Genomic DNA, 23,938 nt, shown 5'->3' with positions numbered 1-23,938 from the left:
ATGCTTTCGTTGCGCATTGATGACCTGATCAAGTCGTTTCCCGGGCTGGATGGCCCCGTCCTTCGGATAGATTCCCTGGCATTCTCTCCCGGAGATCGAGTTGCCGTGACCGGCGGCTCCGGTTCCGGCAAGAGCACATTCATCAATGTCGTTACCGGTTTGGAACGGGTTACGACCGGCAAGGTCGTCTGGAACGGGCGAGATATCGCTCGGCTCTCGGAAACATCGCGCGATCGCTGGCGGGCTGAGCATGTCGGCCTCGTCATGCAGGATTTCCACTTGTTCCCGGGCCTTTCCGCCGTTGAGAACGTGCTTCTGCCGGCGCGGCTTGCGCGCGTCGCCGATGCGGCGATGGTCACCCGGGCCCATGAATTGTTGAAGACCGTTGGCCTTTCCCGGCCGGATCAGAAGATCGAGACGATGTCGCGCGGCGAGATGCAGCGCGTGGCGATCGCCCGCGCGCTTCTGCGCAAGCCGGGCGTGATCGTTGCCGATGAACCGACTGCAAGTCTGGATGCGGAGGCGGGCGAGACCGTCGGCCGGCTGCTGCTCGACATGGCAGCGGAGACGAAGAGTACGCTGATCGTAGTTTCACACGACCAACGCCTGACCGATCGGCTGGATCGTCGCCTCACCCTCCGTGCCGGACGTATCGTCGCCGATAGCATGCGTGAAGAGGTGGCGGCATGATTCGCTTCATCCTGTCCGATCTGCGCCGTCTCTGGGCCGGTGCCGCCGTCGTGATACTCCTCGTGGCGCTTGCGACGGCGCTGGGCGTCACCGTCACGCTGCAAGAGCGGGCTTTGCGTCTGGGCAGTGCCCGGGCGGCGGACAAGTTCGACCTCGTCATCGGCGCGGCGGGGAGCGAAACCCAGCTTGTCCTGTCCTCCGTTTTCCTCCAACCCGCTCCCTTGCCGCTGATGCCGGGCGAAGTCCTGGCGAAGCTCTCGAAGGATTCGCGGGTCGCCTGGGCAGCGCCCGTGGGCTTCGGGGACTCCTTCGCCGGCTATCCGCTGGTTGGCACGACGCGCGCCTTGATTTCCAGCACCGTCTCCGGTTTTGCGGAAGGCCGCATGTTCGAGCAGGAAGGCGAAGCCGTGCTGGGTGCGGCCGTCAAGCTGCCGGTCGGTGCAGAAATCAAGCCGATGCACGGCACGGCTGCGACGGGCGGAGAGACCCATGCGGGCGTCGTCTATCATGTCGCGGGTAAACTGCGGCCAACGGGCACGCCGTGGGACCGCGCCATTCTGGTGCCGATCCAGGCCGTCTGGCATGTCCATGGACTCGGTCACGAGCATGGACACGAAGAGGAAGAACATCACGATGGCGACGCGCCTGAAGTGACGCCCGCTGCAGCTGCCACCGATGAGCACGGCCATAGCCCTCTGGAAGCCGCGCAGGAACACGACCACGAGAACGAGGTGGCCGCAGCCGAAGAGCATGAGGGCCACGACGACCATGCCATCGACGTGGATGCCCCGATCGTTGAAGATTTTTCCGCCGACACTCCAGGCCTCCCTGCGGTGCTGGTGAAGCCGAAGACGATCGCGGACGCCTACAAGCTGCGGCAGGAATATCGCAGTGGCAATACGCTGGCCGTTTTTCCAGGCGAAGTGCTGACCGGCCTCTATGCCACGCTCGGTGATGCCAAACTGGTCTTGAGCGCCGTGGCAGCGGGTTCGCAGGGCCTCGTGGCGGCGGCGCTGGTTCTCGTCACCGTCACGCATATCGGCCAGCGGCGACGCCAGATCGGTGCGCTCCGGGCGTTCGGAGCGCCACGGCTTTCGGTCTTCGCGATCGTCTGGCTGGAACTCTTTTCCCTGGTCGCGCTCGGCATTGGCCTGGGTTTCCTGGCAGGTCTGGTCGCCGCCGAGGTGATTGCCGGTCTCTTCACGGCCGAGAGCGGCATCGTGTTGCCGGTCGAATTCACCTATGAGGATCTGCAGCTCGCGCTTGTCCTCCTCGGCGTCTCGGCCGTGCTGTCGGCCGTACCGGCAATCCTGGCCTATCGCCAGTCGCCGGCAACAGCCCTTCGTGCTTAAGCCAATGCCCTGATCGATGCGATCAGCTCGTCCTCGATATCGAGGCCCTGTTCGATCGCCGTTCGGCGGGAGGTCTGGCCGCGCCGGCCGGGCAGGCGAACACGCTCTTCGGCTGTCATCTCTCGCGCCAGTTCGGCTATCCGTTCGGCGGCCGATCCGGCTCCGGCAGAAGGATCGATAACGATCAGCATTTGCCCGACGGAAGGCGGCGTGCCTTTCTCCTCCATGAACGAACTGGCCTCGTAGGAGAAATTCGATCCCGTCAGGCCGGCCGCAAGGATCTCCACCATCAGCGCCAGCGCCGCGCCTTTGGCTCCGCCGGATGGGGCCATGAGGCCCTTCAGCGCGGCATTGGGATCGGTGGTCGGCACGCCTTCGACATCGAAGGCCCAGCCTTCCGGAATGTCCACGCCCTTCTGCTTGGCGGCCATGATCTTGCCGGCCGCCACGGTGGAGAGCGCCAGATCGATGACCAGCGGGTCCTCGCCTGCTACCGGCGCGGCAAACGCAATCGGGTTGGTGCCGAACAGGCGTTTCCTCCCGCCCCAAGCGGCCATGGAGGCCGGCGCATTGGCGAACATCAGCGCCACGAGATCCAGTTCGGCAAACCTCTCGACTGTCAGCGCCATGACGCCGGCATGGTGCGAGCGATGGACGAGGCCAAGCGCGACGCCCTGCTTGCGGGCGATTGCGGGCAATTCCGCGACGGCAAGGTCAAAGGCCGGATAGGCGTAACCGAGCGCAGCGTCGACAGAAAGCACCGCCGGCCGGGGTCGCGTGGCGACCGGCCTTGCCTTTCCGTCCACCTTGCCGCTGCGCGCCTGGCCTATATAGGCCGGAATGCGCCTGAGCCCATGACCGTATTGCCCGGCGGCCTCCGCATGCACGAGCGCGCGTGCGACGGAACGGGCGGTCTCGGTGAGGACGCCATTGGCTTCGAAAACGCTCTTCACGAGCGCTTCGGTTTCTTCGAGGGTCATGTGCATGAAAGGATATCCAGGCTGGTTACGGATGGTTATCCTGCATATAGCCCGATAATCACAGGCAGGTTAGTGCCTGATCGAGATAACTTGCCACACCCGAAGGCGGCGCGGGGATCGGGGAGGCGCGCCGCACGGCCGAGATGATATAGCTATCGATCGCGGAATCGCCGGAGGAGCGAGAGAGCGAGACGCTGGTGACGTTGCCGCGGCCATCGAAGCTGAAGCGCACGGCCGCCGTCCCTGTGCCATCGCCCGGGCATCTGCGCGCTGTTCTGGCGAGCTTCGCCTGCACACGGGATTTCCACTTGGCCGGCGAAATCGATTGCGAGAAGAAGCCTGCCGAGTTCTGGCTGGCGGCGGTGCGGTCCGATTGCCTGGCCTGAACTTTCGCCTCGGCCATATCCTGGCGAGCCTGCTGTTGTTGCTGCTTCGGCTTCTGGGTCCTCTTGGCCTGTTCCTTCCTGGGCTCGGGTTTCTTCGCTTCATCCGGTTTTGGCGGCTCAGGCCGCATCATCGGCAACGGCACCTCGACATTTTCCAGCGCAGCCGTCATCTGCTCCTCGATCGGGTCGATCTCTTCGACAGGCTCCGGTGGCGGCTCTGGAATGGTCTGGGTGATCTGGGGTTCCGGCTCCGGCATTTCCCGAGGCGGTTCTTCGATCACGGGTTCGGGTTGCGGTTCCTCGGCCGGCTCCGTCTGCTCGCTCTTGACCTCCTCCTGATCCTGCTGGTCGGGGGAAATCTGGTCCTCTTCGGTATTGACGGCCTCGGGTTCCGGAGCAAGCTCGATCATGATCGCGGCCGGCGGCGAATTGTCGGCCGGCGCATCCGGCGTTTCCTGCATGAGAAGCGCTGCAGCGCCGATATGCACCGAAAGCATCAGCAGCCCGGCAACGCTCCACAGCGCCAGTTCGCCGGCGCGCCCGCTCGGGCCTGCCTGCGAGACGACGAGGCTCATGGTGCAGCTCCCGGGGAGGGCGTGGCCGGTGGAGCCTGCGGCTGCGGAGATGGCGCTTCGGTAGCACCGGCAGATGGTGTGGGCTGTACCGGGACGGTTTCGAGCCCCACCAGCGCGATCTTCAAATAACCGGCGTCCCGCAGGAGGTTCATGACTTCCATGAACTGCCCGTAGTCGACGGCCTTGTCGGCACGCAGGAAGATCCGCGTATCCTTGTCGCCCTCTGTCACAGCACCGAGCGCTGCCGCCAGCTGGTCGCGGGCCACGGCATCATTGCCGATGTTGAGGCTCAGATCCTCCTTCACGGTCAGGTAGAGGGGCTCGTCCGGCCGTTCGGCCGGCTTGGCGGTCGAGGCAGGGAGGTCGACATTGACGTCGACGGTCGCAAGCGGCGCGGCCACCATGAAGATGATCAAGAGCACCAGCATGACGTCGATGAACGGCGTCACGTTGATCTCGTGGTTCTCCGAAAGGTCGTCGCCATGATGTTCGCGAATGCCGCCGGCCATGGTCGATCAGCCTCCTGCCACCAGCGAGACCGGCGTCTTGCGGGCTCCCGGCGGGATCTTGCGGAAATCGAGGTCGCGGCTGACCAGCCGCTCGACGCCGGCGGCCGCGTCCGCCAGAAGCTGCCGGTAACCGGTGATGGAGCGGGCGAAGACGTTGTAGATGACGACGGCGGGAATGGCGGCGACAAGCCCGATTGCGGTCGCGAGCAAGGCTTCCGCAATGCCCGGTGCGACGACGGCCAGATTGGTCGTGTTGGACTGGGAGATGCCGATGAAGGAATTCATGATGCCCCAGACCGTGCCGAACAGGCCGACGAAGGGTGCCGTGGAGCCGATCGTCGCAAGCACGCCGGTGCCGCGCGACATACGCCGGCCGGCATAGGCCTCGATGCGGGAAAGAACCGAGCCGACGCGCTCCTTGATGCCGTCGCCGTGAGCATGGTCGAGCGCGGCTTCGGATAGCTGCATCTCCTCGGCGGCGGCGCGTAGCATCAGTGCGGCAGGCCCGCCGCGGCTGCCGGCTGCATTGACCGCTTCCGAAAGTGTGCGGGATGTGCGGATGGTCTTCAAAGTCCGGCCTGCGCGGGCGCGGGCGCCGGCAAGCTCAAGCGTCTTGGCAAGCCAGACGGTCCAGGTGACGAGCGAGGCGAAGGCAAGTCCCAGCATCACGCCCTTGACCACCCAGTCGGCCGCCATGAACATGCCCCACGGTGAAAGATCATGCGGCAGGTCGGAGCGGCGTTCCGGTTCGAGGAACTGTGTGAACACATCGACGGGCTCTCGCGCAACCGGCTGTTCTTCCTGTTCGTCGGCCGTCGGCTGCGCACCGTTGTCTGTGTCGCGCTGCACGGTCGAAGAAGCAGGCGCTGAGGTTTCTGGCTGCAAGGGTGTCGTTGCCTGTCGAACTTCGTTCGGTGCTGTGCCGGATGGTGCAGGTGCAGTCTGCGTTTCGGGCGTAGCGACGGACGGGGCAGAAGGAGCAGGAGCGACGGATTGAGCGGGCTCGGTTGCTTGCGGGGCAGCCGATTGCGTCGGCGCCGTTGCCCGCGGCGGCGTTGCCGGCTGCATCGTGGCATCCGGGGCGGGCGCTTGAGCCATCGCCGTCGGGACGGCCAGCAGCGTGGCAGCCAGTATCGTGAGCGTCATCGGGAGCCGGCTCCTGATCGGCTGGCGCATGGAAAAAGCGGGCTTCAGGATAACGGACATAACAGGCGATACTCCGGACTATTCAGCAAGGCAGACCGCGCATGGGCGCGGATCGGCATTGACGGAAACGAAGACATCGGAACGCTGTCGGCCACAGCCGATGCATTCGCGATGTTGCTGCTACCCGATAATAAACATGAGTGGGAATGGCAACTAATAAATCTTGAGAATGCCGATCAAATTCACCTTACACGGCGGCAGTTATGCCGCCGGCACGGGGATCGTTCTTGGTATGCCATAAAACAGGCGGGATTATCGTGCCAGCCAGCCGCCGTCGACCGGCAGAACGATGCCGTGGATATAATCCGAAGCCGGTGCGGCGAGGAAGACGGCAGCGCCTCCGAGCTCCTCGGGCTGGCCCCAATGGCCGGCCGGAATGCGACCGAGGATCGCCGCGTTACGGTCCGGATCGTTCCGCAGCGCTTCGGTATTGTTGGTCGAGAAGTAACCGGGGGCGATGGCGTTCACATTGATGCCCTTGCTCGCCCATTCGCAGGCAAGCAGCCGGGTGAGGCCGGCAAGCCCGCTCTTGGAAGCCGTGTAGGAGGGGATGCGGATGCCGCCCTGGAAGGACAGGAGAGAGGCGATGTTGATGATCTTGCCGCCCTTGCCCTCTGCGATCAGATGACGCGCGAAGGCCTGGGAGAGGAAGAAGACCGTCTTCAGGTTCACGTCCATCACCGCGTCCCAGTCGGCCTCGGTGAAATCGATCGCATCGGCGCGGCGGATGATGCCGGCATTGTTGACAAGGATATCGGCTCGGCCCGTCCAGTCGAGCGTTTCCTTGATTACCCGGTCGACCGGCTCGATCGTGGCAAGGTCCGCCTGGATCGATTTGGCCCGCCCGCCTGCGGCGCTGATCGCCGCTTCCGTCTCGGTCATGGAGGATCGGCCGACCAAGGCTACATCCGCTCCGGCTCCGGCCAGCGCCACTGCGATCGCCTGGCCAAGACCTGTATTGGCGCCGGTGACAATTGCCGTCTTGCCGGTCAGGTCGAATGAAATAGCCATATCCTGTCTTCCTCCACCAAGATAAAAAAACGCCGGGAATTTCTTCCCGGCGGTTCGTAGCATTATCGAGCCAGTGCTTAAAGCGTGCGCGTGACGTGTTCGACGCGGAAGCACTCGATGATGTCGCCGGCGCGGATGTCTTCGTAGTTCTCGAAGGCCATGCCGCATTCCTGGCCGACCGGCACTTCCGAGACTTCGTCCTTGAAGCGCTTGAGCGTCTTGAGCTTGCCTTCGTGGATGACGACGTTGTCGCGGATGAGGCGGACGCCCGCACCACGCTCGACCTTGCCTTCCGTGACGCGGCAACCCGCAACCTTGCCGACCTTGGTGATGTTGAACACCTCCAGGATTTCGGCATTGCCGAGGAAGGTCTCGCGCCGTTCCGGCGAGAGCAGGCCCGACATTGCCGCCTTCACGTCATCCACGAGGTCGTAGATGATGTTGTAGTAGCGGATCTCGATACCTTGACGCTCGGCGAAGGCGCGTGCCTGGGCATTGGCACGCACGTTGAAGCCGATGATCGCCGCATCGGAGGCCTCGGCAAGCGAGATATCCGACTCGGTGATGCCGCCTGCGCCCGAATGGACGATGCGGGCGCGGACTTCGTCGGTGCCGAGCTTTTCGAGCGCACCGGCAATCGCTTCGATCGAGCCCTGCACGTCGCCCTTGATGACCAGCGGAAACTCCTTCACGCCGGAAGTCTGGAGCTGGGTCATCATCTGTTCCAGCGAACCGCGTGAACCCGACTGACGAGCCGCCGCCTTGTCGCGGGCGAGCCGCTGGCGGTATTCGGAGATCTCGCGGGCGCGGCCTTCGTTCTCGACAACGGCGAACTTGTCGCCTGCCTGAGGCGTGCCGGAAAGACCGAGCACTTCGACCGGCGTGGCGGGGCCCGCTTCCTTGACATGCTCGCCCTTGTCGTCGACGAGCGCGCGCACGCGGCCCCACTGATCACCGGCCACGATGATCTGGCCAGGCCTCAGGGTCCCCTTCTGCACCAGCATGGTTGCGACCGAGCCACGACCACGGTCGAGCTGGGCTTCGATCACCGTGCCTTCGGCCGTCCGGTTCGGATTGGCCTTGAGGTCGAGAATTTCCGCCTGCAGCAGGATCGCTTCGAGCAGTTTGTCGAGATTGGTTCCGTTTTTGGCCGAAACCTCGACATCCAGGGTCTCGCCGCCCATGCTTTCCACGAAGACTTCGTGCTGCAGCAGTTCCGTGCGGACCTTCTGCGCATTGGCGCTCGGCTTGTCGATCTTGTTGATCGCAACGATGATTGGAACACCCGCCGCCTTGGCGTGGTTGATCGATTCGATCGTCTGCGGCATCACGCTGTCGTCAGCCGCGACCACCAGGATGGCGATGTCCGTCGCCTGGGCACCACGGGCGCGCATCGCCGTGAAGGCGGCGTGGCCGGGCGTATCGATGAAGGTGATCTTCTGGCCGTTCTGCTCCACCTGATAGGCGCCGATATGCTGGGTGATGCCGCCTGCTTCGCCGGCGACGACGTTGGCATGGCGGATCGCGTCGAGCAGCGAGGTCTTGCCGTGATCGACATGGCCCATGATGGTGACGACCGGCGGACGCGACACCAGTTCGCCTTCGTTGTCGGCAACGTCGAAGATGCCTTCTTCGACGTCCGATTCGGAGACGCGCTTCACGGTATGGCCGAATTCGCCGGCGATGAGTTCGGCAAGGTCGGCGTCGATGACGTCGCCCGGCTTCATCATCTGGCCTTCCTTCATCAGGAACTTGATGACGTCGACGGCGCGCTCGGACATGCGCTGCGACAGTTCCTGAATGGTGATGGTCTCCGGAAGAATGACCTCGCGGACGACCTTTTCACGCGGCTCCTGCATCTGGCTGCGGCGGAATTTCTCCTGCCGGCGGCGGATGGCGGCGAGCGAACGGCCGCGCGAGCTGCCCTCGTCGTCTTCACCGCTCACCGTGGTGATGGTGAGCTTGCCGCGGCGGCGCTCTTCCTCTGTCTTCGGTCGTGCCGGAACCTTGGCAGGTGCCGGAGCCGCCACGCGGCCACGATTGGGGACGCCCCGCGGCGGACCGCGATCCTCCTCCTCCTCCTCATTGGCACGGCGACCACGACCGGCGGCCGGCTGAACGCCTGCGGGCGCCGGAGCACCTGCGGGACGCGGGGCCTGCGGGCGGGCTTCCTGGGGCCGGGCAGCCGGAGCGGCAGCACGTTCGGCCGGCCTCTCGGCAGCCGCAGGTGCCAGAGCAGGGGCTCCGGCCGGGGCGGGTTCTTCGGCGGCCGGCGGCTGCAGCTTGGCCTCTTCCGCACGACGGGCGGCTTCTTCCGCTTCTTCCGCCTTGCGGCGTTCTTCCTCCACCTTGCGGAGTGCTTCTTCCTCGGCGCGACGCTTGGCTTCTTCGACCTCGCGGGCCTGGGCTTCCATCAGTGCGCGACGGCGTGCCTCCATCTCTCCGGCGGAGAGATCGTGCAGGACCTGTGGGCGTTGGGGCTGCTGGCGCTGCGGCTGACCGGACGGACCGCCGGACGGGCGCTGGCCCTGCTGCGGAAGCGGGCGCTGGCTCTGTGGCGCCGGCTGGTGGATCCGGGGTTGCGGCGCGGCCGCCTGAGGGCGTTGCTGCACCGGCTGCGCGGTCTCGGCCGGACGCTGCTGGGCGGGGGCGGGCGCAGTAAAGGCTGGCTTTTCGTCCATCGGCCGGGTTGGCCGCCGCTTCACCGTCTCGACGACGACCGCCTTCGTGCGACCGCGACCCATGTCCTGGCGCACGGTACCCTGGCTCATCCCCGATGGCTTCAGGGTGAGGGTCTTCTTTACGCCGAGTGTCTTGTCGTCTTTATTATCGGTCATTCCGTTCCTGTTCCTTCGGACAGGAACGGATGGAAGCCATCAGAACCTGTCGTTTAATCCGTACATTCCAAAATGGCGGCCGGCCTTCGCCGGTGACCGCGTCATTGTTCTCGCCGGCCAGCGCCGCCATTTGCTCCGGATTGACCGACATCGCGGTACTTTTCGAGCATGGTTGCGCGCTTCACTACACCCTCACCCGCCTGCCCTGCAAGCGCGCAAGCATGGATAAAAGCATTCTGGCCCATCACTTCGTCCAATTCCGCTCCGGTAAAGAACGAAAAGGACGGAATGTCCTCCTCGGCATCGGAGCCGAGCTTCCAGGCCTTGCGGGCCTGGTCTATTTTTCTGACGCCGTCCGGTGCCGCATCGGCGGCATGGAAAACGGCGATTGCCGCGCCCGAACGCACGGCGGCATCCACTTTCGTGGCGCCCGAGATGAACTGACCGGCTTTGCGGGCCAAGTTCATCATCCCCACCAGATCGGCCGCGAGCAGCCGGTCGACGAGTGCACCGAGATCGGCATCGGCCTTCGCCTCGGTCTTCAGCGCCCGGGCGAAGAGCTTTTTATTCACCGCCCGGTCGACAAGTGTCCGTTCCGCCTTGATCCAGCAACCGCGGCCGGGAAGCTGCCGCTTCAGGTCGGGCACGACGCGCCCGTCTGGAGAGGCCACGAAGCGGATCAGGGTTTCCGGCGGTGCAGTCTCGCGTGTGACGATGCAGGTCCGGTCGTTCACGATGATCTCGTCCCACTCGCCATCGCCGTCGGCGTCCGGCGTCTCCCGTAGCGGCATCATTCCTGTTCTGCGGCGTCCGCCTCCTCGGTCTCCGGTTCCGGCTCCGACTCCGGCTGGGCAAGATCCTCTTCGGTGATCCAGCCGGCGAGCAGACGAGCCTGCACGATCATGTTCTCGGCCTCGGTGCGGGAAACGTCGAACTTCGAGAACAGGCCTTCGAACTTCTTCGTTTCGCCGTCCTTGCGTTCGGTCCAGCCGACGAGGTCGTCGGCCGCACAGCCGGCAAAGTCCTCGATCGTCTTGATGCCGTCCTCACCGAGCGCGACCATCATCTGCGCGGTCATGCCGTTGATCTGGCGAAGCTCGTCGGACACACCGAGTTCCTTGCGCTTCGCATCGTTTTCCGCTTCGATCCGCTCCAGATAGTCGCGGGCGCGCGTCTGGATTTCCGTCGCCGTGTCCTCGTCGAAACCTTCGATCGAGGAGATTTCGTCGAGATCGACATAGGCCAGTTCCTCGACCTGCGCAAAGCCTTCCGAGGCCAGCACCTGGCCGATCATCTCGTCGACGTCGAGCGCTTCCATGAAGAGGGCGGTGCGCTCGTTGAATTCCTTCTGGCGACGTTCGGACTCTTCCTGTTCCGTCATGATGTCGATGTCCCAACCGGTAAGCTGGGAGGCAAGACGGACGTTCTGGCCGCGGCGGCCGATGGCAAGCGAGAGCTGTTCGTCCGGAACCACGACTTCGATGCGCTCGGCATCTTCGTCGAGAACCACCTTGGAGACTTCGGCCGGCTGCAGCGCATTGACGATGAAGGACGCCGGATCTGCGGACCACGGAATGATGTCGATCTTTTCGCCCTGCAGTTCGCCGACGACGGCCTGGACTCTGGAGCCGCGCATACCGACGCAGGCACCGACCGGATCGATCGAGCTATCGTTCGAGATGACGGCGATCTTGGCGCGCGAACCGGGGTCACGAGCGACCGACTTGATCTGGATGATACCGTCGTAGATTTCCGGCACTTCCATGGTGAAGAGCTTGACCATGAACTGCGGATGCGTGCGCGACAGGAAGATCTGCGGGCCGCGCTGCTCACGGCGGACGTCGTAGACATAGGCACGCACACGGTCGCCGTAGCGCATGTTCTCGCGCGGGATCATCTCGTCGCGGCGGATGATGCCTTCGCCACGTCCGAGGTCGACGATCACGTTGCCGTATTCGACGCGCTTGACGGTACCGTTGACGATCTCGCCGACACGGTCCTTGAACTCGTCGAACTGACGGTCACGCTCGGCTTCACGGACCTTCTGTACGATCACCTGTTTGGCAGACTGCGCGGCGATGCGGCCGAAATCCATCGGCGGCAGCGGATCGGCGATGAAGTCGCCGATCTTGGCGTCGGGGTTGCGGTCGCGGGCAAGCGCCAGCGGAATCTGGGTCGAATAGTCCTCGGCGTGGTCCACCACTTCCAGGAGGCGCTGCAGTCGGATTTCGCCGGTCTTGGAATTGATGTCGGCACGGATATTGGTTTCCGAACCGTAGCGGGAGCGGGCAGCCTTCTGGATGGCGTCGGCCATCGCGGCCAGCACGATCTCGCGGTCGATGACCTTTTCGCGCGCCACTGCATCCGCGATCTGCAGAAGTTCAAGCCGGTTCGCACTCACTGCCATTGTCGTTGGTCTCCGTAGGTCGCTTGTTATGGCCTCTCCTTGAAGGGCCATTGTGTCTTGTTCGGTTATTCGTCGTCTTCGTCGTTCTGGTTCGCGGCCTGCGTCTTGGCAAGCTTGTCGGCTCGCAGCGCCTCGCGGATCAGATCGTCGGTCAGAATGAGCTTTGCCTCGGCCAGCGCCGAAAAGGGGATTGTCACTCGTGGTTCCTCACCATAGGCGACCTGGTCCCGCTCGAGTGTGAAACCTTCCGCATCCGTTTCCGTGATCCTGCCGCGGAACCGCTTGCGATTGTCGATCATGATCGACGTTTCGCATTTGACGAGATGGCCCTTCCAGCGGGTGAAATCCGACTTGCGGACCATCGGGCGATCGATGCCCGGCGAGGATACTTCGAGATGATACGCCTTATCGATCGGATCTTCCACATCCAGAACGGGCGAAATGGCCGTGGATACGGCTTCGCAACCCTCGACATCCATGGTTCCGTCGTTGCGCTCGGCCATGATCTGCAGCGTCAGGCCGTTCTGGTTCAGCATGCGCACGCGAACCAGCCGGTAATCCATGGCGGTCAGCAGCGGCTCGATGATTTCGGCGATCCTGAGGTCGAGCCCGGTCTCGATGATGAGACGCGGCTCGGTTTCGGTTTGTGGCATAAGCTCTCCGGTTCATTGCCCTCGTCCGGTGTACCGGCCGAGGTTGGAGCGATCGCCTAACAAAAAAGAGCGGGTCCGGCCGGGCCCACTCTTCATCGGACGATCAAGAATATGGCTTGCATATACGCCCTCAGACCCCGGATTGCAAGAGTTGCCTCTTTCGTTGGTCCGAACCGCTGGAATTTGCATAAGCTCGGTCTATAACCGTTTGTAACGACGCACGAAAGAACGAGGATGCAAAGTGCCTGATCGGATATCGACTCTCGCTCCCTTCCGGCACCAAACATTCAGGACGATCTGGATCGCCAGCCTCGCATCTAATTTCGGCAGCCTCATCCAGGCCGTCGGCGCCGCCTGGATGATGACGTCCATATCCGACTCGCAAGACATGGTTGCGCTGGTCCAGGCCTCGACCGCCTTGCCGATCATGCTCTTCTCGATGATCGCCGGCGCGCTCGCCGACAATTTCAACCGGCGCAGCCTGATGTTGACGGCGCAGGTCTTCATGCTCGTCGTTTCGATAACGCTCACAGTCTTCGCCTATCTCGACCTGCTCACCCCCTGGCTGCTGCTTGCCTTCACTTTCCTGCTCGGCTGTGGCGTAGCGCTCAACAATCCTTCTTGGCAGGCATCCGTCGGCGATATGGTGCCGCGCGAAGTCCTTCCGGCGGCGGTGACGATCAACAGCGTCGGCTTCAACATCACCCGCAGCCTCGGCCCGGCGATCGGCGGTGCGATCGTCGCTGCAGGGGGGGCTGCTGCGGCATTTGCCGTCAACTCCTGCAGCTATTTCACACTGATCTATGCGCTTTTGCGGTGGAAACCTGAAAAGCGCGACGACGTGCTGCCGCGGGAAACGCTTTTACGCGCGCTTTCGGCTGGTTTCGGCTACGTGGTTATGTCGCCGAACATCCTGAACGTTCTGTTTCGCGCCTTGGTCTTCGGCATCTCGGCAAGCGCCATCCTAGCGCTTTTGCCGATCGTCGCACGCGACCTCGTCTCCGGCGGCCCGCTCACCTACGGCATCATGCTCGGCGCTTTCGGGGTCGGCGCGATCGCCGGCGCCATGGCCAATTCACGCCTGCGCGAGAAGATGTCGAGCGAAATGATCGTCCGGCTGTCTTTCCTCGGCTTCGCGGCGAGCGCCGCCGTCATCGGCCTGAGCTCAAGCGCCTGGGTCACCACGTTTGCCCTTCTCGTTCCGGGGGCTTGCTGGGTCCTGGCGCTCTCGCTTTTCAATACGACCGTACAGCTTTCCACGCCGCGCTGGGTGGTCGGACGGGCGCTCTCGTTTTATCAAACCGCAGCCTTCGGAGGTATTGCCGGGGGGAGCTGGCTATGGGGTGTCCTGTCCGAGACATTAGGAGTTTCGATCGCATTGACACTGTCCAGCCTTGCCATGCTGGTGGGGGTGGTGATCGGGCTTCGTCTTGCTCTGCCGCAGTTCGTTGATCTCAACCTCGATCCGGTGAACCGGTTCAGCGCCCCATCGCTGAGGCTCGATCTGCAGATGCGCAGCGGGCCGATCGTATCATTGGTGGACTACACCATCGCCGACGAGGACGTGCCGGAATTCCTGACCCTCATGTCGCGTCGGCGGCGCATTCGCATTCGTGATGGCGCGCGGCAATGGGCGCTGATGCGGGATCTCGAACATCCGGAGATCTGGACCGAGACGTATCACACGGCGACCTGGGCCGATTACGTCAGGCATAACCAGCGCAGGACCCAGGCGGATGCCGAGGTATGGGATGCGATCCGCCGTCTCCATCGCGGCGAGGAGGGCCCGCGCGCCCACCGCATGATCGAACGCCAGACCATCCCGCCGCGAAATGACGTGTTCCACAAATCACCACCTGATCTGCATCACTGAGGCACGGGCGTATGTTTTCCTTTCGAAAAGCGAGCCATTCCGATCTGTCCTCCATCGTTGGCCTTCTGGCTGACGATCCTCTCGGCCGGTCGCGCGAAATTGTCTCCGATCCGGTCGATCCCTGCTATGAGCAGGCTTTCGCGGCGATCGAAATGGATGAAAACCAGCTTCTCGCCGTTGCGGTGGATGATGGGGACAGGGTGGTCGGCTGCCTGCAGCTCTCCTTCATTCCCGGCCTCTCGCGCGCCGGCATGTGGCGGGGTCAGATCGAGAGCGTGCGTATCGCAGCTGATCAGCGTGGCAGCGGGCTTGGATCGCAGTTCATCGAATGGGCGGTACAACAGGCGGCGGAGCGCCGCTGCAAGCTGGTGCAACTGACCTCCGACAAGGCGCGGCTCGACGCCATCCGGTTTTATGAGAAGCTCGGTTTCACCGCGAGCCATGAAGGACTGAAACGCAGTCTCTGACTACCTGATCCTTCCTTTGAGGGAAGGGTCGGGGAAGCAGGTGGGTTGAAGCCCGTTCTTCGCCTGCCAGTCGCCCAGCGAGCGGCGGGTCTTGTAGCCTGGCAGACCGTCGACATTGCCGACATCATATCCCCTGGCGACCAGCGCCTTCTGCATGGCGAGCACGTCCGAACGTAGCATTTTTCCGACATCGCCCCAGCTTGCCCGGAACGGTCCGCCACCATTGGCGATGCGGTCGGCCAGGTTGCCGATGAAGAGCGCGTAGAGGTCGGAATTGTTGTATTGCTTGAGCACATAGAAATTCGGTGTGACGATGAATTCCGGCCCGTGCCGTCCGGCGGGAACCAGCATCATTCCGGCAGCCTTGAGATCGGCGGAAGGGAACGCCTTCCCGGAAATGCGGGTGATGCCGGCCGCCGCCCAGGTCGAGATCGGCTTTGCAAGGTCAGGCCCTTCCTGCGCACATGAGACATTGGCCGGAATGGTGACCTCGAACCCCCAGTCGCGGCCGCGTTGCCAGCCTTCCTTCTGCAGGTAATGGGCAATCGAGGCGAGCGCGTCCGGCACCGAATTCCAGATATCGGCATGCCCGTCGCGATCGAAGTCGACGGCATATTTCAGGTAGCTCGACGGCATGAACTGCGGCTGGCCGAGCGCGCCCGCCCACGATCCTTTCATGGTCGCCGCATCGACATCGCCCCGCTCGATCATCGTCAGCGCGGCGATCAGCTCCTCTCGGAACATCTGCTTGCGAGTTGACATGAAGGCTTTGGTTGCGAGCACCTGCACGGCGGAATAGGGCAGTTTTGCGCGCCCGAAGCCCGACTCGCGGCCCCATATGGCCACGATGATCTCGCCCGGCACGCCATAAGCCGCCTCGATCTTCTTCAGCGTTGCTGCATGGGTGGAAAAAAGCCCGCGCCCGGTCGCCGTCAGACCCTGCAGCCGCTTCTCCGAAAAATAGGCACCCGGCGATGAGAACTCCGCCTGGCTCTGGTCCTGCTGTTTCGGAGGCTTCGTGCCTGGCGGCAGGAGATCGGGCAGGGTCCAGTTCAGAGCGATGCCCCGGAATGCGGCCTTCAGCGTCCTCTCGGAAATCCCCGCCCTCTTCGCGTCAGGACCAAGGTCGCTGACAATCCACCGCTGGAACTGCTTTTCGATGTCCGGCCGGTTCTGCGCGAGGGAGGGGAGGGGAAAAAGCATCGCCATTGCCGCGAAAAGCAACGCGGCCATGCGTCTGAAAACACCCCCCTCTGGCCTGCCGGCCATCTCCCCCTCAAGGGGGGAGATCGATTTGGTGCTACGTCTCGCCCACCTCAAACCTCGCGATTGGAGCGGTGTGGGAGCATCTTGCTGATCTCCCCACCTGTGGGGGAGATGGCCGGCAGGCCAGAGGGGGGCGAGCTTGCTCATCGGTCTCCTTCCGAAACTCTATATCGCCGTCCGTGCCCTGAGCGCCGCCGTCAGCGTGCCCTCGTCGAGATAGTCGAGCTCGCCGCCGACCGGCACGCCATGCGCCAGCCGCGTGATCTTCACGTCGATGCCGGAAAGCTGGTCGGTGATATAATGCGCCGTCGTCTGCCCCTCGACGGTGGCGTTGACGGCGATGATGACCTCACGGATGTTGCCCTCGTTCACCCGGTCGATCAGCCCGCGGATGTTGAGATCGTCCGGGCCGATGCCGTCGAGCGGCGAGAGCGTGCCGCCGAGCACGTGATAGGCGGCGTTCATCGCGCCGGCGCGTTCCAGCGCCCAGAGGTCGGACACGTCCTCCACGACGATCAGGACCGACTGGTCGCGCCGCTCGTCGGTACATACGCTACAGGGATCGACCGTATCGACATTGCCGCAGCGCGAGCAGATTTTCACCTTGTCATAGGCCTCGCCCATGGCATGCGACAGGGGGCCGAGAAGCTGCTCCTTCTTCTTGATGAGATGCAGCGCCGCCCGGCGTGCGGAGCGGGGCCCGAGGCCCGGGACCTTCGCCAGAAGCTGGATGAGTTTTTCGATTTCGGGGCCGGTGACTCGCTTTGCCATGCGGCGCTTGTACCTCAAATGCCGGTAAAACGGAATCGCGCAGGAACCGGCGTTCCATAAAACCTGTGACCGAACCGGAAGCTGTATTTCAGCGCGCCGCGATGGCCGCTGCCGCACCCGCCATCGTTCCGGCCGAGAAACGGTTGGCGATCCTGACGGCGCGCGGGCTTTTCAGGAACTGCCGAGCCTTGGCGGCGAGCAGCACCCAGGCGAGATCGACGACGACCAGGACGATGAACATCGCGGCAACCAGTTCCAGCCAGCCGGTCAGCGTCACACCGCCGAGGTCGATGATCGAAGGCAGGAGCGCCACGTAAAACATCATGATCTTCGGATTGCCGAGCGTCACGGTCAGCCCGGCAAAGAACATCTTCAGCGCCGAGCGGCTTTCGGGGAGGTCCTCACCGGGGCCGGCAGGTTCGGCAAACCACATTTTCCAGGCAAGATAGAGCAGGTAACAGGCGCCGATCCACTTGATCGCCACGAAGACGACGTGGAAGCTCTCAGCAATCGCAGCAAGGCCGGCCACCGCGAAGGAGAGCCACACGGCTTCGCCCACCCACATCGCCGCCAGGAAGGGCAGCACGTCGCGGTAGCCCTTGGAAAGCACGCGGGCGACGAGCGCAGCAATGCTCGGGCCTGGCGAACCCGCGGCGACGAACAGCGCCGCCGCGAAGACCAGAAGCGATGTCAGTGTCATTGGAGCCTCCTATCCCTCCGATGGAATGATCAGAACGGCAATTTCATGCCGGGCGGGATCGGCAGGCCGGCAGTCAGTTCCTTGGTCTTTTCGGCGGCAAGCTGCTCGGCGCGTTCCTTGGCGGCCTTGTGGGCCGCGACGATCAGGTCTTCGAGGATTTCGACATCGTCTTCCTTGAAGAGCGACGGGTCGATCTTGAGGCCGAGCATTTCGCCCTTGCCGTTGAGCCTGACGGTGACGAGGCCGCCGCCGGATGTGCCTTCGACGTCGAGAGCGGCGATCTCCGCCTGCATCTTCTCCATCTTGGCCTGCATTTCCTTGACCTTGCCCATCATGCCCATGATGTCGCGCATCTCTCTGTCCTCTTCTTCTATAGCTCGATGTCGTCGCCGGGCAGGATGTCGCCCTCTTCGGATTCCGCGGTCGCCGGTGCCGGCGCTTCCTCGGTTTCGTTCTCTTCTTCTGCGGCGCGGATACGCACGTCGGTGATCTTGGCCCCCGGAAACTGGGCGAGGATCGCCGCCACGTCCGGGTCGGCGCGGGCATCCGTAAGGCGGGCTTCGCGGGCATTGTTATCCGCCTCGACCAGCGTCGGCGCGCCCTCCTCCTTGCTGATGCTGACGACCCAGTGAATGCCGGTCCATTCCTTGAGCTTGACGCCAAGCTCGCCGGGCAGCGTATTCGGACCGCCATCGGCCAACCGCATATCGAGCCGCCCCGGCTCCAGCTTCACCAACCGCACGAAATTGCGCACCAGCGCCTTCAGCTTCGGATCGCGGTTCTGGGTGCAAAGCTCGACGATGTCCTGCAGCGAATTGACCGGCACTTTCGGCTGCGGTTTCTCCGCGGGCTGTTCCTCGATCCGGCCGACCGGCATTTCCTGCCGCTCCGGCGTCGGAACCGATTGCAGCATGGCGGTAGGCCCACGTCCTGAGACTTCGGCCGGCACGCGTGGCGCCGACATCTCCGTGCCGCGGGCATTGACCGATGCGTGCTGCGGCGAAACTGGCCGGCTTCCGCCCCCATTGGCGCCATTGCCGTTCGGGGATGGGGCAGGGCGTTGGCCTTCACCGCTGCCGGAGAAATCCCCCAGCCGGCGTGCGGCCTCTTCCGGCGAAGGCAGATGGGCGGCATGAGTAAGCCGGATCAGCACCATTTCGGCCGCACCGGCGGGACGCGAAGAGTTTTCCGCTTCCGGAATGCCTTTGAGCAGCATCTGCCAGATCCGCGACAGCGTGCTCACCGCGACGCTGTCGGCGAATTCCCGGCCGCGTACGCGCTCGATTTCGCTGAGCGACGGGTCGTTTGCCGCATCGGGAATATACTTGAAGCGGGTGACGAGATGGGTGAAGTCGGCGAGATCGGTCAGCACCACCACCGGATTGGCGCCGGCTTCGTATTGCGCGCCGAACTCGGAAAGTGCCGCCGTCACGTCACCGCGCACGATATGCTCGAAGAGATCGACGATGCGGGCGCGGTCCGCAAGGCCCAGCATGCCGCGCACTGTTTCGGCCTGCACGCTGCCGCCGCCATGGGCGATCGCCTGGTCGAGCAGCGACAGCCCGTCGCGCGCCGAGCCTTCTGCGGCGCGAGCGACCATGGCGAGCGCTTCCGGTTCGGCGGGGATGCCTTCCTTTTCCAGGATGGTCGAAAAAAGGCCGACGAGATCGGCGGCGCTGATGCGGCGAAGATCGAATCGCTGGCAGCGCGAAAGCACCGTGATCGGAACCTTGCGGATTTCCGTCGTCGCGAAGATGAATTTCACATGTTCCGGCGGCTCTTCGAGCGTCTTCAACAGGCCGTTGAAGGCCTGCGTCGAGAGCATGTGCACTTCGTCGATGATATAGACCTTGTAGCGCGCCGAGACGGGCCGGTAGCGCACCTGCTCGATGATCTCGCGGATGTCGTCGATGCCGGTATGCGAGGCGGCGTCCATCTCGATCACGTCGACATGCCGGCCTTCCATGATCGCCTGGCAGTGCTCGCCGGGAATGCGAAGGTCTATCGTCGGCTTGTCGATTTCCGCGGTCTTGTAGTTCAGCGCGCGGGCGAGGATGCGGGCGGTCGTCGTCTTGCCGACACCGCGTACGCCGGTCAGCATATAGGCCTGCGCAATGCGGCCGGTTTCGAAGGCGTTGGTCAGCGTGCGGACCATCGGCTCCTGGCCGACCATGAGGTCCGAAAAATCCTTGGGACGGTATTTGCGGGCGAGCACCCGGTATCCGTTTCCGGTGGGGGTGCTCGTCTGTGTGGGCCCGGTATCGCTCATAAAGTCCTGCCAGCCTGCGCGGGCCGTTCCAGCCACTTGACCGGACCGGAAGCTGACCAAGATGGTATCGAATTGAGGTGGGAGGCTGGCACGGCGACCCGTGCCGGGCTCGTTAGGGCTGCTTCCTTCCGGACCTGACCCGGTTGGCGAGTGGCTCGTCCACCACCAACCTCCCGTCGCACATATCGGCAATAACGCTTCCAAATGCAAGCTGGTGGAATGAATTTGACATTCGAATCTCGTTCGCGGCCCTTTTCAGATCAGATATCGATCCGAAAATTCCACTGGAAATCATATGCTTGCTTGTGGTCCTTGTGATTCCAACATTTGCTTGCGAAGGTGCGCCAAGGATATGCAGATGTTGGAACCGGACCGCCGGATCGGCAAAAACTGCTATCGAATGAAAAACAAACGGGAGGAGAGCTTGAGCGATTTCGAATTGGACGGGAGACTCGCTCGGGATTCGGATCTCGTGACGGTGCTGGGTCTCTGCCAACTCCGTATCCTGAAAGACAGCCGCTGGCCCTGGCTGATGCTGGTGCCGCAACGCAACGGCATGGTCGAGATATTCGATCTCACTCCGCTCGACCAGGCGCTTTTGGCCTTCGAGACGAATACGGTGGCTGCGGCGCTGAAAGAGGCAACCGGCGCGACGAAGGTCAACGTGGGCGCGCTTGGCAATATCGTTCGCCAACTGCATGTCCACGTCATAGCTCGGTTCGAGGGCGATCCCAATTGGCCCGGTCCCGTCTGGGGGTTCGGTCAGGCGGTGCCTTATGACGAACCGCAGAAGCAGGATTTCCTCAAGAAACTCATTGAAGCTCTCTGATCATGACCGCAACTCTTTTCCAAACCGACGCACCGCATCCAGAGCCGAGCGAACTCACCGCCTTTTCCGGCAACAAGCTGGACCGGCAGGCCGAATATCGTGACGACGACTGCCTGGAGAAAGCGCTCGCGGTCGAGGGCATGCATATCTTCGCCTTCACCGGCAGCCGGCTGATCCTGAAGCACGACGGCCAGATCCTCGATCCATTGTTCGCGCCTTACGAACTCGCTGAACTCGAACCTGATTTCGATAACGCCGTTCTGCTCGGCTACAAGGAGAATGGTGAGCCGAGGATTGCCGTGCCGGTATTGATCCCGGTCGAGGGCTTGGCGAGCCATTACAAACCGACGGAGGCGCGGGCGCTCTTCCGTGATTCGCTGATCGAGGGCGAACTGCAGGGCGAGATCGCACAGGCCGTAGCGCTCCTCAACTGGAACGGCGCCAACCGCTTCTGTGGCAAATGTGGTTCTCCGACTGAGCCGAAGATCGGCGGCTACAAGCGTGTCTGCACCCAATGCCAGCATATGACGTTTCCACGTACCGATCCGGTGGTGATCATGCTGACGGTGGATATCGAGCGGGACCGTTGCCTGCTCGGCCGCAGTCACCATTTCCAGGAAGGGATGTATTCCTGTCTTGCCGGTTTCGTCGAGCCGGGCGAGACGATCGAGAACGCGGTCCGCCGCGAAACCTTCGAGGAATCCGGCATTGAGGTGGGAAGGGTGCGTTACCACGCCTCCCAGCCCTGGCCGATGCCGCATTCGCTGATGATAGGCTGCTATGCCGAAGCGACGTCCACCGAGATCAAGATCGATCCGCAGGAAATGGCGGACGTCCGCTGGTTCGAGCGCGCGGAGGTCGCCGCGATGCTGGATGCCGGTCCGGACAGCCCTCATTTTGCGCCGGCGAGGGGCGCGATCGCCCACCGCCTGCTGCGCGACTGGATCGAGTGGAGTGACGAGCGGTCAGGCGCAGCCTGAGCAATCGATCCAGTGAATCGATTGCAGCGAGGAACGCCCTGAGCTCAAGCGAAGGGCCGGGCGGTCAGGCGCAGCCTGAGCAATCGATCCAGTGAATCGATTGCAGCGAGGAACGCCCTGAGCTCAAGCGAAGGGCCGGGCGGTCAGGCGCAGCCTGAGCAATCGATCCAGTGAATCGATTGCAGCGAGGAACGCCCTGAGCTCAAGCGAAGGGCCGGGCGGTCAGGCGCAGCCTACGGAATGATCAGGTGAATCATTTCGAAGGGCAGAGCGTCAGGCTATGCCTGACTGCTCTCTACCCCCTCACTTGCAATTTCTAGCACTTAGCTTTGCTAAGGTGCTGAAATTGCTTTCTCTCCCACAGGGGGGAGAGATAGAAATGCCGCGCCGCCGCGGGCCTACCTCTCCCTTGGTGGGAGAGGTTACAAAATCAACATCTTAGCTTTAGCTAAGTGTTAGATTTTGTTGGTGAGGGGGGTGGCAATCCTAGCCCTTTGCCTTCGTTGAGGTTTCAACTTCATGACCATTGCCCGCTCGGAACGTCTGCTGGTCCTTCTCCAGGTGCTCCGACGTTATCGCCAGCCGGTCAGCGGTGCGAAACTCGCTGCCGAAACAGGCGTCAGCCTGCGCACGCTCTATCGGGATATCGCAAGCCTTCAGGCACGGGGCGCCTTCATCGAGGGGGAGGCGGGCCTCGGTTATCTGCTGAAGCCGGGCTTCATGCTGCCGCCGATGATGTTTTCCGAAGAGGAAATCGAGGCACTGGTGCTCGGCTCCCGCTGGGTGGCGAAGACAGCCGATCCGCGATTGGCCGCCGGTGCCGTGGATGCGCTTGCCAAGATCGCCGCTGTCCTGCCGCCTGAGCTCAAGCAGAACCTCGACACCTCGACCCTGCTTGTCGGCGCGCCGCGCCGGCAGGAGGACAAGGCGGATCTCGGCCTGATCCGGAAGGCGATCCGGGCCGAACACATTCTCGAACTCTCCTATGAGGATGACAAAGGCACACTGACGACCCGGAAAGTCTGGCCCTTCGCGCTCGGTTTCTTCGACAGCGTCCGGGTTCTGGTTGCCTGGTGTGAGCTCAGGCAGAATTTTCGGCATTTCCGCACCGATCGTATGATTTCCGTCACGTCGACGGAACAGCGCTATCCCCGCCGCCGGCAGGTGCTCCTCAAGGAGTGGCGCAAGATGCAGGGGATTCCCGAAGAGCGGTGATCGCTACTGCCATTATCTGACAGCAGGGTGCGATAGCGTCATGTCGGTCTCAAGCACAGGAGCACTGACATGGTTCATCCCGATTTCGTTATTCTCTTCGTCGACAACCCGTTCGCAAGCGCGGAATTCTATCAATCTCTCTTCGGCGTTGATCCCGTCGAACGTTCGGCGACTTTCGCGCTTTTCGTACTGCCGACCGGTCTCAAGGTCGGCCTCTGGTCACGGCACACGGCTGAGCCGCTCGTCACGGACGGCAGCGGCGGGATGGAGATCTGCTTCAGGCGCGAAAATGCGGCCGATGTCGACAGAATCTATGCGGATTGGGCGAAACGCGGCATGCGGGTGCTGCAAACGCCGGTGCAGATGGATTTCGGCTACACCTTCGTCATGACCGATCCGGACGGCCATCGCCTGCGGGTCTATTCGATGAGCGCGGAGTAAGCGCGAAAGGCGGTCGGCAGCGGCGGGCGTGGCACCCCCCTCTGCCCTGCCGGGCATCTCCCCCACAAGGGGGGAGATTGGCTGGACGCCTGCTCACAGCCTTTCATCGAGTGTCCCGAGTGAGCGTCCCGCGTTTGCAACGGCAGTTTGGAAGCGAGGATCACGCCACTTGTGATCTCCCCACCCGTGGGGGAGATGCCCGGCAGGGCAGAGGGGGTATGGCGAGGCAAATCAAAACCTTGGCAAAAATCGACAGGAAAAATCACTCCCGTTCATCCCCGCCCTTTCAACCCATGCCTACAATCTTCGCGTTCCGTTTCGGCTACACCGGTTCAAGCATCGCCGGCGAGATGGGACCGGTGCCCTTTCGGTCTGCCGTTGATGCAGGCGGGTCGTCAGGGGCTGCGCAGAAAATGGTTCCCCTCTCGCCTCAAGGCGGGGCGTGCGTGTGTCGCACACAACCCGGTATGGCATCCGCAAGGACGTAAGACCATATCGCCGCAGAGGAACCGGAGTTGCGC

22 protein-coding genes and 1 other RNA gene are annotated in these 23,938 nt (G+C 63.1%); 8 read left to right on the top strand and 15 right to left on the bottom strand.

Annotation, left to right across the window (positions count from 1 at the left end):
* Both ABK249_RS26395 and ABK249_RS26390 read left to right on the top strand, forming a co-directional pair.
* On the top strand, positions 1-690 hold the full coding sequence (locus ABK249_RS26395) for an ABC transporter ATP-binding protein (protein WP_348864504.1): 690 nt from the start codon (positions 1-3) through the stop codon (positions 688-690).
* A complete protein-coding gene (locus tag ABK249_RS26390; RefSeq protein WP_348864503.1) occupies positions 687-2,042 on the top strand; it encodes an ABC transporter permease in 1,356 nt (451 codons plus the stop codon). The genes ABK249_RS26395 and ABK249_RS26390 overlap by 4 nt, the downstream gene beginning before the upstream one ends.
* Here the strand turns inward: ABK249_RS26390 and ABK249_RS26385 are convergent.
* The 9 genes from ABK249_RS26385 to rimP form a co-directional block, all read right to left on the bottom strand.
* The gene (locus tag ABK249_RS26385; protein WP_348864502.1) at positions 2,039-3,028 is read right to left on the bottom strand and encodes an Ldh family oxidoreductase; all 990 of its coding nucleotides are present in this window, start codon (positions 3,026-3,028) and stop codon (positions 2,039-2,041) included. The two genes, ABK249_RS26390 and ABK249_RS26385, sit on opposite strands and share 4 nt — an antisense overlap.
* A 52-nt stretch (positions 3,029-3,080) precedes the next feature.
* Positions 3,081-3,983, bottom strand: a complete 903-nt coding sequence (gene tolA / locus ABK249_RS26380; protein ID WP_348864501.1) for a cell envelope integrity protein TolA — start codon at positions 3,981-3,983, stop codon at positions 3,081-3,083.
* A complete protein-coding gene (gene exbD / locus ABK249_RS26375; protein WP_037151671.1) occupies positions 3,980-4,492 on the bottom strand; it encodes a TonB system transport protein ExbD in 513 nt (170 codons plus the stop codon). The genes tolA and exbD overlap by 4 nt, the downstream gene beginning before the upstream one ends.
* A gap of 6 nt (positions 4,493-4,498) precedes the next feature.
* Positions 4,499-5,698, bottom strand: coding sequence for a tonB-system energizer ExbB (gene exbB, locus ABK249_RS26370; RefSeq protein ID WP_348864500.1), 1,200 nt, complete (start codon positions 5,696-5,698; stop codon positions 4,499-4,501).
* Positions 5,699-5,950: 252 nt separating this feature from the next.
* The gene (gene kduD / locus ABK249_RS26365; RefSeq protein ID WP_348864499.1) at positions 5,951-6,709 is read right to left on the bottom strand and encodes a 2-dehydro-3-deoxy-D-gluconate 5-dehydrogenase KduD; all 759 of its coding nucleotides are present in this window, start codon (positions 6,707-6,709) and stop codon (positions 5,951-5,953) included.
* A 77-nt stretch (positions 6,710-6,786) separates the two neighbouring features.
* Positions 6,787-9,546: a translation initiation factor IF-2 gene (gene infB / locus ABK249_RS26360; RefSeq protein WP_227704887.1), complete on the bottom strand. Its 2,760-nt coding sequence runs from the start codon at positions 9,544-9,546 to the stop codon at positions 6,787-6,789.
* 101 nt (positions 9,547-9,647) lie between these two features.
* Complete coding sequence (locus ABK249_RS26355) at positions 9,648-10,340, bottom strand: RNA-binding protein (protein ID WP_152601134.1); 693 nt, start codon at positions 10,338-10,340, stop codon at positions 9,648-9,650.
* Positions 10,337-11,953, bottom strand: a complete 1,617-nt coding sequence (gene nusA, locus ABK249_RS26350) for a transcription termination factor NusA (RefSeq protein ID WP_037151664.1) — start codon at positions 11,951-11,953, stop codon at positions 10,337-10,339. The genes ABK249_RS26355 and nusA overlap by 4 nt, the downstream gene beginning before the upstream one ends.
* A 65-nt stretch (positions 11,954-12,018) precedes the next feature.
* The gene (rimP, locus tag ABK249_RS26345; protein WP_348864498.1) at positions 12,019-12,606 is read right to left on the bottom strand and encodes a ribosome maturation factor RimP; all 588 of its coding nucleotides are present in this window, start codon (positions 12,604-12,606) and stop codon (positions 12,019-12,021) included.
* Between the two features lie 241 nt (positions 12,607-12,847).
* On the opposite strand from rimP, the gene ABK249_RS26340 reads away from it, so the two are divergent.
* Both ABK249_RS26340 and ABK249_RS26335 read left to right on the top strand, forming a co-directional pair.
* Entirely contained in the window at positions 12,848-14,479 is a 1,632-nt protein-coding gene (locus ABK249_RS26340; protein WP_348864497.1) for an MFS transporter, read from the top strand.
* A gap of 11 nt (positions 14,480-14,490) precedes the next feature.
* A complete protein-coding gene (locus ABK249_RS26335; protein ID WP_348864496.1) occupies positions 14,491-14,946 on the top strand; it encodes a GNAT family N-acetyltransferase in 456 nt (151 codons plus the stop codon).
* Here the strand turns inward: ABK249_RS26335 and ABK249_RS26330 are convergent, their stop codons facing one another.
* From ABK249_RS26330 to ffs, 6 genes are all read right to left on the bottom strand, one after another.
* Positions 14,947-16,179 (bottom strand): lytic murein transglycosylase, encoded by a 1,233-nt coding sequence (locus ABK249_RS26330; protein ID WP_348864494.1) that lies wholly within the window; start codon positions 16,177-16,179, stop codon positions 14,947-14,949.
* Between the two features lie 198 nt (positions 16,180-16,377).
* On the bottom strand, positions 16,378-16,983 hold the full coding sequence (gene recR / locus ABK249_RS26325; protein WP_227704893.1) for a recombination mediator RecR: 606 nt from the start codon (positions 16,981-16,983) through the stop codon (positions 16,378-16,380).
* Positions 16,984-17,071: 88 nt separating this feature from the next.
* Positions 17,072-17,683 carry a LysE family translocator gene (locus ABK249_RS26320; RefSeq protein WP_348864493.1) on the bottom strand — a complete coding sequence of 204 codons (612 nt, stop codon included), beginning with the start codon at positions 17,681-17,683 and terminating at the stop codon, positions 17,072-17,074.
* Positions 17,684-17,712: 29 nt separating this feature from the next.
* The gene (locus tag ABK249_RS26315) at positions 17,713-18,036 is read right to left on the bottom strand and encodes a YbaB/EbfC family nucleoid-associated protein (protein WP_037151643.1); all 324 of its coding nucleotides are present in this window, start codon (positions 18,034-18,036) and stop codon (positions 17,713-17,715) included.
* Positions 18,037-18,053: 17 nt separating this feature from the next.
* Positions 18,054-19,952, bottom strand: coding sequence for a DNA polymerase III subunit gamma/tau (locus ABK249_RS26310; RefSeq protein ID WP_348864492.1), 1,899 nt, complete (start codon positions 19,950-19,952; stop codon positions 18,054-18,056).
* Between the two features lie 77 nt (positions 19,953-20,029).
* Positions 20,030-20,126, bottom strand: an RNA gene (ffs, locus tag ABK249_RS26305) — signal recognition particle sRNA small type.
* Positions 20,127-20,352: 226 nt separating this feature from the next.
* On the opposite strand from ffs, the gene ABK249_RS26300 reads away from it, so the two are divergent.
* The 4 genes from ABK249_RS26300 (at position 20,353) to ABK249_RS26285 (ending at position 23,417) form a co-directional block, all read left to right on the top strand.
* Positions 20,353-20,781 (top strand): HIT family protein, encoded by a 429-nt coding sequence (locus ABK249_RS26300; protein ID WP_037151879.1) that lies wholly within the window; start codon positions 20,353-20,355, stop codon positions 20,779-20,781.
* 2 nt (positions 20,782-20,783) lie between these two features.
* Positions 20,784-21,761, top strand: coding sequence for an NAD(+) diphosphatase (gene nudC / locus ABK249_RS26295; RefSeq protein WP_348864491.1), 978 nt, complete (start codon positions 20,784-20,786; stop codon positions 21,759-21,761).
* A gap of 519 nt (positions 21,762-22,280) precedes the next feature.
* Positions 22,281-22,976: a helix-turn-helix transcriptional regulator gene (locus tag ABK249_RS26290; protein ID WP_348864490.1), complete on the top strand. Its 696-nt coding sequence runs from the start codon at positions 22,281-22,283 to the stop codon at positions 22,974-22,976.
* A gap of 69 nt (positions 22,977-23,045) precedes the next feature.
* Positions 23,046-23,417: a VOC family protein gene (locus tag ABK249_RS26285; RefSeq protein WP_348864489.1), complete on the top strand. Its 372-nt coding sequence runs from the start codon at positions 23,046-23,048 to the stop codon at positions 23,415-23,417.
* The last annotated feature ends 521 nt before the right edge of the window (positions 23,418-23,938 follow it).

It is taken from the genome of Neorhizobium phenanthreniclasticum (assembly GCF_040066075.1).
In the GTDB taxonomy this organism is placed as follows: domain Bacteria; phylum Pseudomonadota; class Alphaproteobacteria; order Rhizobiales; family Rhizobiaceae; genus Neorhizobium; species Neorhizobium petrolearium.
The sequence above is the reverse complement of the archived record's forward strand: the minus strand, read 5'-3'. Positions and strand labels throughout refer to the sequence as shown.

Excerpts from the sequence above, each read along its gene's own strand:
- ABK249_RS26355 (WP_152601134.1), bottom strand. The coding sequence starts at position 10,340 with ATGATGCCGCTACGGGAGACGCCGGACGCCGACGGCGATGGCGAGTGG.
- rimP (WP_348864498.1), bottom strand. The coding sequence starts at position 12,606 with ATGCCACAAACCGAAACCGAGCCGCGTCTCATCATCGAGACCGGGCTC.
- tolA (WP_348864501.1), bottom strand. The coding sequence starts at position 3,983 with ATGAGCCTCGTCGTCTCGCAGGCAGGCCCGAGCGGGCGCGCCGGCGAA.
- infB (WP_227704887.1), bottom strand. The coding sequence starts at position 9,546 with ATGACCGATAATAAAGACGACAAGACACTCGGCGTAAAGAAGACCCTC.
- ABK249_RS26290 (WP_348864490.1), top strand. The coding sequence starts at position 22,281 with ATGACCATTGCCCGCTCGGAACGTCTGCTGGTCCTTCTCCAGGTGCTC.
- recR (WP_227704893.1), bottom strand. The coding sequence starts at position 16,983 with ATGGCAAAGCGAGTCACCGGCCCCGAAATCGAAAAACTCATCCAGCTT.
- ABK249_RS26335 (WP_348864496.1), top strand. The coding sequence starts at position 14,491 with ATGTTTTCCTTTCGAAAAGCGAGCCATTCCGATCTGTCCTCCATCGTT.
- ABK249_RS26390 (WP_348864503.1), top strand. The coding sequence starts at position 687 with ATGATTCGCTTCATCCTGTCCGATCTGCGCCGTCTCTGGGCCGGTGCC.
- exbB (WP_348864500.1), bottom strand. The coding sequence starts at position 5,698 with ATGTCCGTTATCCTGAAGCCCGCTTTTTCCATGCGCCAGCCGATCAGG.
- nusA (WP_037151664.1), bottom strand. The coding sequence starts at position 11,953 with ATGGCAGTGAGTGCGAACCGGCTTGAACTTCTGCAGATCGCGGATGCA.
- ABK249_RS26330 (WP_348864494.1), bottom strand. The coding sequence starts at position 16,179 with ATGGCCGCGTTGCTTTTCGCGGCAATGGCGATGCTTTTTCCCCTCCCC.
- ABK249_RS26395 (WP_348864504.1), top strand. The coding sequence starts at position 1 with ATGCTTTCGTTGCGCATTGATGACCTGATCAAGTCGTTTCCCGGGCTG.
- ABK249_RS26310 (WP_348864492.1), bottom strand. The coding sequence starts at position 19,952 with ATGAGCGATACCGGGCCCACACAGACGAGCACCCCCACCGGAAACGGA.
- ABK249_RS26385 (WP_348864502.1), bottom strand. The coding sequence starts at position 3,028 with ATGCACATGACCCTCGAAGAAACCGAAGCGCTCGTGAAGAGCGTTTTC.
- ABK249_RS26320 (WP_348864493.1), bottom strand. The coding sequence starts at position 17,683 with ATGACACTGACATCGCTTCTGGTCTTCGCGGCGGCGCTGTTCGTCGCC.
- ABK249_RS26315 (WP_037151643.1), bottom strand. The coding sequence starts at position 18,036 with ATGCGCGACATCATGGGCATGATGGGCAAGGTCAAGGAAATGCAGGCC.
- ABK249_RS26300 (WP_037151879.1), top strand. The coding sequence starts at position 20,353 with ATGAAAAACAAACGGGAGGAGAGCTTGAGCGATTTCGAATTGGACGGG.
- ABK249_RS26285 (WP_348864489.1), top strand. The coding sequence starts at position 23,046 with ATGGTTCATCCCGATTTCGTTATTCTCTTCGTCGACAACCCGTTCGCA.
- kduD (WP_348864499.1), bottom strand. The coding sequence starts at position 6,709 with ATGGCTATTTCATTCGACCTGACCGGCAAGACGGCAATTGTCACCGGC.
- exbD (WP_037151671.1), bottom strand. The coding sequence starts at position 4,492 with ATGGCCGGCGGCATTCGCGAACATCATGGCGACGACCTTTCGGAGAAC.
- nudC (WP_348864491.1), top strand. The coding sequence starts at position 20,784 with ATGACCGCAACTCTTTTCCAAACCGACGCACCGCATCCAGAGCCGAGC.